The following is an 11638-nucleotide window of genomic DNA, read 5'->3' as shown; positions in this document are numbered from 1 at the left end:
GGCCCAGTCGGTATGTTAGCAGTGCTACTGGGCTACACAAAACTTTCATTGTCTGCGGCTGTCTCATTGTTCGATTTTGGGTTAAAATAACGACATAACTCCATTAACAAGATAGTGAATGTCAAAACAGGATCCTTACCTTAGCCGAGAGCAAGATAAATACGAAAACCCAGTTCCCAGCCGTGAATTTATTTTAGAGCACATTAAAAAAGTGTCAGCAAAAGCGGCCACCTTTAGTCACCTCTGTAGTGATTTGAATGTATTCGAATCAGAGCGGCAAATAGCCTTTAAACGTCGTTTGCGCGCAATGGAACGTGACGGTCAATTACATTTCAATAAGTTTAAACGTTATGTGATCCCAACCGATGATGGGTTGGTTAAAGGTCGAGTGATCGGGCATCGTGATGGCTTTGGATTTTTGGTGGTGGAAGGCGAACCTAAAGACTGGTTTGTTGCAAAACATCAAATGAATATGGTTTTGCACGGCGACATTGTTTTAGCCAAAGCAGCAAGCCGTGGTTCTGGCGGTAAAGTCGAAGCCCGTATTATAAAAGTACTTGCAGGTGAGCGTGCACCAATTGTTGGACGTTATTTCGTTGAGCATGGCACTGCGGTTGTGGTGCCAGAAGATCCACGCATTACCCAAGACATTATTATATTACCAGGCAGTGAAAATGGTGCGCGTCATAATCAAATGGTGCAGGTTGAGATCACACAAAGCCCAAGCAGACAAATGAATGCGGTGGGTAAAGTACTTGAAGTGCTTGGCGACCACATGGCGCCAGGCATGGAAATTGAAGTGGCGTTACGTAATCACGACATTCCGCATGTATGGCCTGAAGCGGTGTTAGAACAAGTAGCGAAACATGGTGAGTTTGTTGATGAAGCTGATAAAGCCGGGCGGGTTGATTTACGCGAGCTACCGTTAGTCACCATTGATGGTGAAGATGCCCGCGACTTTGATGATGCCGTTTATTGCGAACGTAAAAAGTCAGGTGGATGGCGCCTATGGGTCGCCATTGCCGATGTATCTCATTATGTACCAAAAGGCAGTGCACTGGATAAAGAAGCCATTGAACGCGGTAACTCCGTGTATTTTCCTGAGCAAGTGATCCCGATGCTTCCTAAAGTGCTGTCGAATGGACTGTGTTCACTGAATCCAGAAGTCGACCGCTTATGCATGGTGGCAGAAATGACGGTCTCTGAAGCGGGTAAGTTGTCTGGTTATCGTTTTTGCGAAGCGATCATGAACTCACATGCACGCCTCACTTACACCAAAGTACATGCTATTTTGCAAGGTGATGAAATACTGCGCGAACAATATGCCGCGGTTGTGCCGCATTTGACTGATTTACAGCAAATGTATATGGCATTGAAGTCGGCACGTCAGACACGAGGTGCCATAGAGTTTGAAACCGTTGAAACTCGCTTTGTGTTTAACGCCCATCGCAAAATTGAGTCTATTGTGCCCTTGGTACGCAATGATGCGCATAAGCTGATTGAAGAATGTATGATTTTAGCCAATGTGTCAGCGGCTAAATTATTAGAAAAACATGAAGCACCCGCGCTATATCGTATTCATGATGAGCCGGATCAAGAAAAGCTCAGTCACTTTAGACAATTTTTAAATGATTTAGGCATTGAAAGTTTACTGCCTAACGAGCCTGAGCCAAAAGAATTAACGGCGGCGCTGGCACAATTGGGTGACCGCCCAGAAAAAGAATTGATCCAGACCATGTTATTACGCTCTATGAAGCAAGCCGTGTATCAGGCTGACAACATTGGACACTATGGATTAGCGCTGTCGGCGTACGCGCATTTTACATCGCCTATCCGCCGTTACCCTGATCTAGTGGTTCATCGAGCGATTAAAGGCATATTGGCAAGCCAAGGCCAGCAAACATCGGGTGCCTATGTTTACGAAAATGATGAAGTCGATAGGTTAGGTGAGCAATGCTCGACCACTGAACGACGTGCTGATGATGCGACCCGAGAAGTGGCTGATTGGCTCAAATGTGAATATATGCAAGATCATGTAGGAGATGAATTCTCTGGGGTGGTGTCGTCAGTGACCAACTTTGGGTTATTTGTTCGCTTAGATGACTTACAAATTGATGGCTTAATTCATGTTTCTAACTTGGGGCAAGAGTACTACCAATATGATGGGGCCAAACATACCCTAATTGGTGAGCACTCTCACTCAGTTTACCGGTTGGGTGATAAGCTTACTGTGACCGTTGCGTCTGTGAGCTTAGACGAGCGTCGAGTTAACTTGGTATTGGCGGGAGAGACGGTACCTGATAGATACGCTCGTCGACGTGCAAAACCACAGACTAAATCAAAACAACATGCGCCAAGTAGTGTGCGTTCACAGCTAAAAGCAGGTAAAATCCCCGGCAAAGACCAGCAAGATGAGCAGAGTAAGCCGTCTAAAAAGCCGAGTAAGGGTAAAAAGACCACGCCGAAAGGTAAGCTGAAAAAAGCGAAATCGTCGAGTGCTGAAGTGACTAAAGGCAAAGCAAAACCTAAAGCCAAAAAAGCCAAAGCAAAGCGCCCTGGTAAAAACGCCCGTAAACGTAAAAGCACTGGAGCATAAACGCAGTGAGTAATGAATTAATTTATGGTTTTCATTCTATTGAAGCCATTTTAAACAAAGAGCCTGAGCGCTTTTTAGAGATCTACGCATTAAAAGGGCGTGAAGATAAACGCTTAAATCCAATCATTAATGAAGCACGTAGATTTGGTATTTCGGTGCAGTTTATGCAGCGTAAAGCGTTAGATAACAAATCAAAAGGCGAGCAACATCAAGGTATTATTGCCAATGTGAAAGCGGCACGTACTTACAGCGAACGTGATTTAGATGACATCATTGCAAGAGAAGACAATCCCTTCTTTTTAGTATTAGATGGTGTAACTGATCCGCATAACCTTGGTGCTTGTTTACGTAGTGCTGATGCTGCGGGTGTACATGGCGTGATCGTACCAAAAGACAAGTCGGCTAAATTAACCGGTACGGCTCGTAAAGTTGCTTGTGGGGCTGCAGAAACGGTGCCGTTGATCCAAGTTACCAACCTTGCACGTACTCTGCGTGATATTAAAGAGGCGGGTGTTTGGGTTGCTGGTACGGCGGGTGAAACAGACACGCATGTGTTTGATGCAAGCTTAACGGGTCCCATTGCAATCATCATGGGGGCAGAAGGAGACGGTATGCGCCGTTTAACCCGTGAGCATTGTGATATTTTGGTGAAAATTCCTATGGTTGGCACGGTGTCAAGTTTGAACGTGTCTGTGGCAACTGGGGTCTGTTTGTTTGAAGTGTTGCGTCAACGTAACGCGGTATAACTCATTGATATTGTCATACCGAGGTTAGAGAACATTCTAACCTCATCGTCTTCTTTCTCTTTTGTTACCTCACTATTCCTCAGCCAGCAAACGGGCTAACTCGTTCAATGAGCGCACAGTATAAGTAGGCTTTATGTCAGCTGGGCATGATTGATTTTGGTGCTGTAACCAGCAGCTGTTAATGCCAAACTGGTTAGCGCCCAAAATGTCGCTACTCGGGGTATCACCGACCATCAGTACTTTAGATTTATCTGGCTCACCAAACAGCGATAAAGTGTGTTGAAAAATATTGGGGTCTGGTTTGGCAATGCCGACCAACTCAGAAATAACCAAGTGCTCAAAGTGTTCAGTAAGACCGGTGTGAGCCAATCTGCGTTGCTGTAATGCTGCAAACCCATTGGTAATGATCCCTAGCTTGGCTTTACCCTGTAATTGGGTTAATAATGCGCGCGCGCCGGGTAAAGGTTCACAAATCGACGCCATTGCCGTTAAAAACCCTTCGTTGAGTTGCTCCGCAGGTACATTAAGCTTGTTGGCCCAAAATGAAAATCGGGTAACTTGCAATGTTTTAGCATCGATAAGGCCAGCCTGATAATCTAGCCACAGTGGGGCGTTGACCTGTTGATACTCTGTAAAGTGCTCAGCTGTAAATGTGACCCCATATTGTGCGAACATGACTTGCAACCCCGCACATGCATTAAAGCTAAACAGGGTTTCATCGGCATCAAATAAAATATGTGTGTATTTCATAGTACCCTTTATTGATTGTTGAACAGTTCTGCATGAATGAAAGGTGCCATAGCAAGGGTTAAGGCTTGCGTGTAGGTACTTTCTCTGGTCGCTAAGTTGTTGGTAAGCAAACCAATCGCACCGCCTTTTTGCTTTATGTTGGTGGTGTTGAAAGTTTTGTCCATTACCGGCCCAAGCTCCTCTCCTGCGATCAGTGCGTCGAAAATAACTTGAGGGAGCGGCAGGTTACTGCTGCGGTTTACACTGGTGTGTTGTGAGTTTGCTATTACGACATAGGCAAATGTTGCAGGGCCATAGCTAAACTGGTGTGCGCCGCCCTCCATTGCACAATAATAGTCTGCGTTGTGGTGCTGCATTAAATACTCGACTCTATTTTGTGCGCCAAGTCGTGTTTGTTCTTCCCCTAACGGTTGCTCAGGCACCAAGGAAGGCGCATGCAGCCCTTCGCAATGGATAGTCTTATCAGGAAAGTAATTGCTAAAAACCTGCTTTGCAGCATTTATTTTTATTGGGTTTTGCGAGCCGACTAAGATGCTTAACTGTGTCATTGAAATCTCGTGCTGTACAAAAGAGCAAACAGTGTAAGCTTGGTGTTATTTGCCCGCAAGTTAAATAACCTCAGGTTTGGATAAGGGTTTTGGAATAGAAAGTGTTTTGAAAACAAACTTAACTACAATCCAATGATGATATTTTGCTCAATATCAAGGCGATTTTATGCAGTAATAGCGGGCTATTACAAATGAAAGCAACGCCGAGAGTGAGAAAAATAGCTTGATTGAGCAAATTCGCTTATCCAGAACTGAGGTTAATTAACCTCAGATTTGAGTAAGGGTTTTGGAATAGAAAATGTTTTATAAATAAACTTACGTACAATCCAATGATGATATTTTGCTCAATATCAAGGCGATTTTATGCAGTAATAGCGGGCTATTACAAATGAAAGCAACGCCGAGAGTGAGAAAAATAGCTTTATTGGGCAAATTCGCTTATCCAGAGCTGAGGTTAAATAGGTAAGTCGACCTGCACCATGCTTTCTAAAGCGCGTTTTTTGAGTAATAGATCTTTGATAAGCGGGGTTAATACTAGCTCCATTGCTAAGCCCATTTTCCCACCCGGTACGACAAGGGTATTCATTCTTGACATAAAGCTGCCTTCTATCATTTGCAGGTAATAAGGGAAGTTAACGTCGTCGATACCGCGAAAGCGGATCACCACAAAGCTTTCATCTAAAGAGGGAATATCTTTGGCGCTAAATGGGTTTGACGTGTCGACTGTCGGCACTCGTTGAAAGTTGATATGGGTACGTGAAAATTGGGGGGTGATGTGGGTAATGTAATCATCCATACTGCGTACAATCGAGCTCATCACGGCTTCGCGTGAATGACCGCGTTCGTTGGTATCACGGATCATTTTTTGGATCCACTCAAGGTTGATAATTGGCACCATCCCAATGAGTAAATCAACGTGTTTAGCAACGTCATGTTCTTGTGTTACTACGCCCCCATGAAGGCCCTCATAAAAAAGCACATCGGTATTTTTATCAAGCTGCTGGTAAGGTGTAAATGTGCCGGGCAGCTGATTATACGGAACGGCATCATCAAAAGTATGCAAATACCGGCGAACACGGCCTTCACCGAGCTGACCATAATTGTCAAAAAGCTCCTCTAGCGCACAAAAATCATTGGCTTCTTTGCCAAAGTAGCTGATGTGTTTGCCTTCTTGTAATGCTTCACGTTTGAGCTTATCCATTTCTGGGCGAGTATAACGGTGAAAGCTGTCCCCTTCAATCAATGCAGCATTGGCATCAAGACTACGAAAGATATGTTTGATAGCATTGGTGGTGGTCGTTGTTCCTGCACCAGAGCTACCTGTAATGGCTATTATCGGATGTTTTTGCGACATATTCGCCTCATGATCTCAGTAATTGGGAACGTTTGTGAAATTGATGTTACCTGATGCCGGCAAGATAGCAAGCTTTGTGCTTTGTTTAGCAAGTGGTTATCATAGGCAAAAAAGACAGGGAATATTATGAAGGTTCTAGTTTTTATCAGCACGCTGTGGTGTGCATTTACCAGTATGCATGCCATTTCAGCCATGCCAAGTAGTCAATTGTTTGTGGCTGAAAAAACGCCGCAAGGTGTTAAAGTGAAAGCCATTACATCGGATGATAGTTACCATAACCAGCCACTTACAACTGATAGCGGTGTGTATTTTACCAAAGAGTTAAGCACTCTGGAGGGCAGTCAAACAGATTTGTTTTTCTATGACTTTACCACGCAGCAAACGCGTAACCTCACAAATTCCCCCATCTCGGAATATTCACCGACTTTATACCCTCACGATGACGGCCTATCAACCATTGTGGTTGAAAGTACAGGTAAGCAGCGGCTTTGGTTTTATCCATTTGATAGTGCTCGTAAAGCAACGCCTTTATTGGCACATATAGATCCTGTGGGTTATCACGTGTGGGGTGAACAGCAAGATGTGATGTTATTTGTGTTGGGCACGCCACATGAACTGCACTTCACAGATACCGATGGTCATTTACCTAAGTTAGTTGCTAAAGACATTGATAGAAGTTTGGCATTTAATAAAACCAAACAAGTTTACTCATTTACCTACAATAAAAGTCAACAGTTATGGTTTGCAACGTATTCACCAAAAACGCAGCTGGTTACGTCCCATTTTGCTTTGCCAAAGTCAGTACGAGATTATACTTGGTTAGATGATGAGACAGTTGCATACGCGTTAAATAATCGCATTTTTACCCGTGAAATTACGTCACCAAAAGTGGTATCACAATGGATGAACTTAACCCAATATTGTAAAACACAGATTTCACGATTGAGTTATAATGATGGCAAGTTAGCATTTGTATGTAATACGCTTTAATTATTGCGCAAGAACAGACTTGTTGGCTAAAATGTGCAGCAAGCATCATGAATGGTAAAGGTAAAGGTAAAGGCAAGGTATGGCTATTTTAGTAACGGGTGGCGCAGGATATATTGGATCACACACAGTGTTAGAGCTTTTGAATGAAGGTGAGCAGGTTGTGGTGGTTGATAACCTGTGTAATTCATCTTCAGAGTCGCTCACCCGCGTAAAAGATATCACGGGTAAAGAGGTGGTGTTTCATCAAGGTGATATTTTAGATAAAGCTTTTCTAGATACTGTTTTTCAACAACACGCTATTGATCAGGTAATCCATTTTGCGGGGTTAAAGGCGGTGGGTGAGTCTGTTCGTAAGCCGGTTGAGTATTATCAAACTAACGTACAGGGCACATTAACGTTATTGGATGCGATGCGTGATGCTGGCGTATTTAAGTTGGTGTTTAGTTCGTCGGCGACGGTATATGGCGATCCTGCGAGTTTACCAATTCGTGAAGATTTCCCGGTGGGGGGCACGACTAACCCCTATGGTACGTCTAAATTAATGGTTGAAATGGTTTTACAAGATGTGGCGAAGTCAGACTCACGCTGGGCCTTTGCTATATTGCGTTACTTTAACCCCGTTGGGGCACATGAATCTGGACGCATTGGTGAAGACCCTAATGGTATCCCGAATAATTTGCTGCCGTATATTGCACAAGTTGCCGTAGGTAAGCTAGAAAGCTTAGGGGTGTTTGGCAACGACTATGACACGGTGGATGGCACGGGCGTGCGCGATTACATTCACGTAGTTGATTTGGCTTTAGGGCATTTAAAAGCGCTGATACACATAAGTCGTCATAGTGGCGTGCATATTTATAATTTAGGCACAGGCAATGGTTATTCAGTGTTACAAATGGTGCAGGCATTTGAAACTGCGTCAGATAAAGCGGTGCCTTATACGATTTCACCGCGTAGAGAAGGTGATATCGCGGCATGCTATGCAGCCCCAGAGAAAGCTCGTACGGAACTTAACTGGCAAGCTGAGCGTGGTATTGACGAGATGATGCAAGATACATGGCGCTGGCAAAGTGGTAACCCACAAGGCTATAGCGCATAAACGTATTTTTGCAGGTCGACAATTCAAATAAAGCCCCATGTTGGGGCTTTTCATTTTTGGTGGTTTTATTGGAATTAACGTGGTTATGCCATGGCCAGCTCAGACTTAGCACCAAGCCAGCGCCTGACTAAGGGCTCAATCATATCTGGGTGGCTTTTCATCAGCGTAAATGCCAGTGGGCGTACCTGATTCAATAAGGCTTTGTCGCGGTTTAAATCGGCAATTTTAAATTCGGCAAGGCCAGTTTGTTTCGTACCAAGTACTTCTCCTGGGCCGCGAATTTCTAAATCACGCTCAGCAATTACAAACCCGTCATTACTATCACGTAAAACGCCTAAGCGCTTTTGTGCAGTGACAGACAAAGGTGCATGATACAAAAGTAGGCAGTGGGATGCGATGGCCCCTCGGCCCACTCGACCACGTAATTGGTGTAACTGTGCTAATCCCAGTCTTTCAGGGTTTTCAATGATAATCAGGCTGGCGTTTGGTACATCTACACCGACCTCTATAACCGTGGTAGCCACTAAAACGTGTGTGTCACCGCGTTTAAAGGCTGCCATTATTTCTTGTTTTTCTTTGGCTTTCATTCTGCCGTGCACTAAGGCAATTTTAAGTTCAGGCAATAACTCAGTGAGCTGTTGTGCGGTATCTTCAGCAGCTTGGCATTGCAATGCTTCTGACTCATCAATAAGTGTGCATACCCAATATACTTGGCGGTTATCGTCTACACAGGCTTTTTTTACACGATCGATGACTTGCTCTCGGCGTGTATCAGGCACTGCGACCGTCATGATCGGGGTTCGCCCTGGGGGCAGTTCATCAATGACGGAGGTTTCTAAGTCGGCATAGGCGGTCATTGCCAAGGTACGAGGAATCGGCGTCGCAGTCATGACTAGCTGGTGGGGGTAACAGTCATTAAATTTCCCTTTCTCACGTAATGCGAGTCGTTGATGAACACCAAAACGATGTTGTTCATCAATGATGATCAATGCCAGGTTATAAAACTGCACTTGTTCTTGAAATAATGCATGGGTACCAATGACCATTTGCGCTTGACCAGAACTAATTTGCTCCAGTACTTTTTCACGTTCTTTGCCTTTGGTTTTACCGCCGAGCCAAACTACTTCAATACCAAGCTGAGTAAACCAGGCGGTAAAGTTAATACCATGTTGCTCTGACAGTATTTCGGTGGGGGCCATTAAGGCCACTTGATACCCTTTGGCAATTGCGGTGAGTGCCGCTAGTGCTGCAACCAAGGTTTTACCAGAACCAACATCGCCTTGCACGAGTCGCATCATCGGAAATGGCTGTTGTAAATCTTGTTTAATTTCTGCCACAACACGGCTTTGTGCATTGGTAGGCGAAAAAGGCAACTCAGCCAAGAACAGCGGTTCGAATGTATTCGTTGGTGGTAAAGACACCGCTTTAACTGTTTGGCCTTTTTGTCTTAATTGTAACAAGCTGAGGTTTTGTGCCAGCAATTCTTCAAATGCCAGGCGCTGCTGGGCAGGATGTTGGCCTAGTTCAAGCTCAGTCAGGTTAATGTCTTGCGGTGGTTTATGTAGCAGAAGTACCGCCTCAGTGACACTCAGCTGTGAGGGGCGATATTGACTGGGTAAATACTCTTCTATTTGATACTTTTCTAATAGAGCCAGAGCTTTATTAGCGATAGACCGAATATTGAGCTGCTTTAGCCCTTCAGTGGTAGGGTAAACCGCTGTTAAGGTGCTTAGTTCTGGGTCTAATGGTTCACTTTGACACTCTCTAATACTGTATTCAGGGTGCGCCATTTCAAAGCCTGTGCGGCCCCTGCGTACTTCACCAAAGCAGCGAATAATTTTTCCCGTCACCATGGCATTTTTTTGTGCGGCGTTAAAGTTAAAAAACCGCAGAGTTAAACGGCCCGTACCGTCATTGACTTGGCAGACCAACATGCGACGTTTGCCAATGGTAATTTGTGCATGTTCTATTTCCGCTTCAATGCTCACGTGGCTATGGGCACTCAATTGTGCTATTGAGTAGGTTCTGGCGCGGTCTTCGTAGCGCAGCGGTAAATGAAAAAGCATATCTTGGACACTGCGAATACCCAACTTAGCCAGTTTTTCAGCCACTTTAGGGCCGACACCTTTTAACTCAGTGATTGGGTAACTCGATAGAGTGGGGTTCGACATACTTTTCCTTGTTATTTATTTGGGGTTGCTAAACTTAAGCGTGTTCCAAAAGGTCTCATCTGCAACAATGTCGCCATCGTCATCTAGCTCAGGATAAGGTAAGCCTTTTTCCACACAACGCTCTGCGATAATCGGATGGCAGCCTTCAAACAATAAGCGATGTTTAATACTTTCATCAAGCATATCATTACGTTGATAGCAGCCAGCGGCTTCTCGTTGTCTTTGTGCTTCATATAAAATGAGTGCAGCAGCCACCGATACATTTAATGATTGCACCATGCCTTCCATCGGGATCACGATGTGTTGATCGGCATGTGCCAAAGCATCATCTGATATACCCGTGCGCTCTTGACCGACGATAATAGCGGTAGGCTTGGTGTAATCAATTTCCCTGAAATCGACTGCACTGTCGCTGAGGTTAGTAGCCAGTATTTGAATGTCTGGGTTTTGTGCTCTAATGGCGCCAACGGCATCATGAATGTCGTCGTGCATATGGGTTTCTACCCAGTTTTTACTGCCACCAGAGGTATTGTTGGTTAAGCGGCGCTGCTCTTGCGGCCAAACAGCATGGACATGGTGACACCCGACTGCATCAGCAGTACGCACGATTGCTGATAGGTTATGATGTTTATGTACCTCATCTAAACAGACGGTTAAATCAGTTTGTCGCCTATCTAAGACGCGTTTCACGCGATGGTAGCGTTTATTGTCCATCGTTATACAGCTCACAGAATCAAAATTTTGGCGATTATACCGAAATTATGGGTTAACTTCACGGGTGATAGGGTTTTGCAGTGAGATCAAGGTTTCTGTTGATTGAATGGCTTCAATAGTTTGAATTTTATTGATCAATACATCTTGTAAATGTTCGATGGAGCGTGTCATCACCTTGATGAAAATACTGTAATTACCTGTGGTGTAATAGGCTTCTACAACTTCTTCAAAACCTTCTAACTGCATTATTGTATCAGGGTAATCTCTGGCATGTTTCAAGTTGACGCCAATAAAGCAGCACACATCGAAGCCTAACTTTTTAGGATTTATGGTGACGCGAGTCCCTTGAATGATCCCTGCTTGCTTCATTTTTTCTACACGAACATGAATGGTTCCTGCACTTACATCAAAACGCTTGGCCAATTCTGCATACGCAGCCCTTGCATTGTCCATGAGTGCATTCAAAATGGATTTATCGAGATTATCGATTTGATAATTTTCCAATAGATTTACCGCTGTTTTTTATTGATTATATAAAATATAACGGTATTTTTTGGGTATTAATATAGGTTTTTGTTATTTTTGTTGAGGTATGTTGATTTTTGGTTCGATTTTGTTGACGATGTGTTTAAGCCATGCAGAGCAGGGCAATAAAAATTCAACAGGTTTAAAT

Annotated in this window: 10 protein-coding genes; 4 read left to right on the top strand and 6 right to left on the bottom strand. The window is 44.2% G+C overall.

Annotated features, from left to right (window positions below):
- Positions 1-118: 118 nt before the first annotated feature.
- Entirely contained in the window at positions 119-2596 is a 2478-nt protein-coding gene (gene rnr, locus PAUR_RS00690) for a ribonuclease R (protein WP_192505922.1), read from the top strand.
- A 5-nt stretch (positions 2597-2601) separates the two neighbouring features.
- Positions 2602-3342, top strand: coding sequence for a 23S rRNA (guanosine(2251)-2'-O)-methyltransferase RlmB (rlmB, locus tag PAUR_RS00685; RefSeq protein ID WP_138591017.1), 741 nt, complete (start codon positions 2602-2604; stop codon positions 3340-3342).
- 72 nt (positions 3343-3414) lie between these two features.
- Here the strand turns inward: rlmB and yjjG are convergent, their stop codons facing one another.
- The 3 genes from yjjG to PAUR_RS00670 all read right to left on the bottom strand — a co-directional run bounded on the left by yjjG (position 3415) and on the right by PAUR_RS00670 (position 5994).
- Positions 3415-4092: a pyrimidine 5'-nucleotidase gene (gene yjjG, locus PAUR_RS00680; protein ID WP_192505921.1), complete on the bottom strand. Its 678-nt coding sequence runs from the start codon at positions 4090-4092 to the stop codon at positions 3415-3417.
- A gap of 8 nt (positions 4093-4100) precedes the next feature.
- On the bottom strand, positions 4101-4640 hold the full coding sequence (yjjX, locus tag PAUR_RS00675) for an inosine/xanthosine triphosphatase (RefSeq protein WP_119859963.1): 540 nt from the start codon (positions 4638-4640) through the stop codon (positions 4101-4103).
- A gap of 454 nt (positions 4641-5094) precedes the next feature.
- The gene (locus PAUR_RS00670; RefSeq protein WP_010366600.1) at positions 5095-5994 is read right to left on the bottom strand and encodes a phosphoribulokinase; all 900 of its coding nucleotides are present in this window, start codon (positions 5992-5994) and stop codon (positions 5095-5097) included.
- A gap of 126 nt (positions 5995-6120) precedes the next feature.
- Between PAUR_RS00670 and PAUR_RS00665 the strand changes: the two genes are divergently transcribed.
- Both PAUR_RS00665 and galE read left to right on the top strand, forming a co-directional pair.
- Positions 6121-6984, top strand: coding sequence for a TolB-like translocation protein (locus PAUR_RS00665; protein WP_192505920.1), 864 nt, complete (start codon positions 6121-6123; stop codon positions 6982-6984).
- Between the two features lie 79 nt (positions 6985-7063).
- Positions 7064-8080, top strand: coding sequence for a UDP-glucose 4-epimerase GalE (gene galE / locus PAUR_RS00660; RefSeq protein WP_192505919.1), 1017 nt, complete (start codon positions 7064-7066; stop codon positions 8078-8080).
- Between the two features lie 83 nt (positions 8081-8163).
- Here the strand turns inward: galE and recG are convergent, their stop codons facing one another.
- The 3 genes from recG to asnC are packed head-to-tail and all read right to left on the bottom strand — an operon-like array spanning position 8164 to position 11469.
- Positions 8164-10251, bottom strand: coding sequence for an ATP-dependent DNA helicase RecG (gene recG, locus PAUR_RS00655; protein WP_192505918.1), 2088 nt, complete (start codon positions 10249-10251; stop codon positions 8164-8166).
- A 15-nt stretch (positions 10252-10266) separates the two neighbouring features.
- Positions 10267-10965 carry a tRNA (guanosine(18)-2'-O)-methyltransferase TrmH gene (gene trmH, locus PAUR_RS00650; RefSeq protein WP_192505917.1) on the bottom strand — a complete coding sequence of 233 codons (699 nt, stop codon included), beginning with the start codon at positions 10963-10965 and terminating at the stop codon, positions 10267-10269.
- Positions 10966-11010: 45 nt separating this feature from the next.
- Complete coding sequence (gene asnC, locus PAUR_RS00645) at positions 11011-11469, bottom strand: transcriptional regulator AsnC (RefSeq protein WP_192505916.1); 459 nt, start codon at positions 11467-11469, stop codon at positions 11011-11013.
- Between the last annotated feature and the right edge of the window lie 169 nt (positions 11470-11638).

The organism is Pseudoalteromonas aurantia 208 (assembly GCF_014858725.1).
Taxonomy (GTDB): domain Bacteria; phylum Pseudomonadota; class Gammaproteobacteria; order Enterobacterales; family Alteromonadaceae; genus Pseudoalteromonas; species Pseudoalteromonas aurantia.
This window is presented reverse-complemented; position numbering and strand designations above follow the sequence as displayed.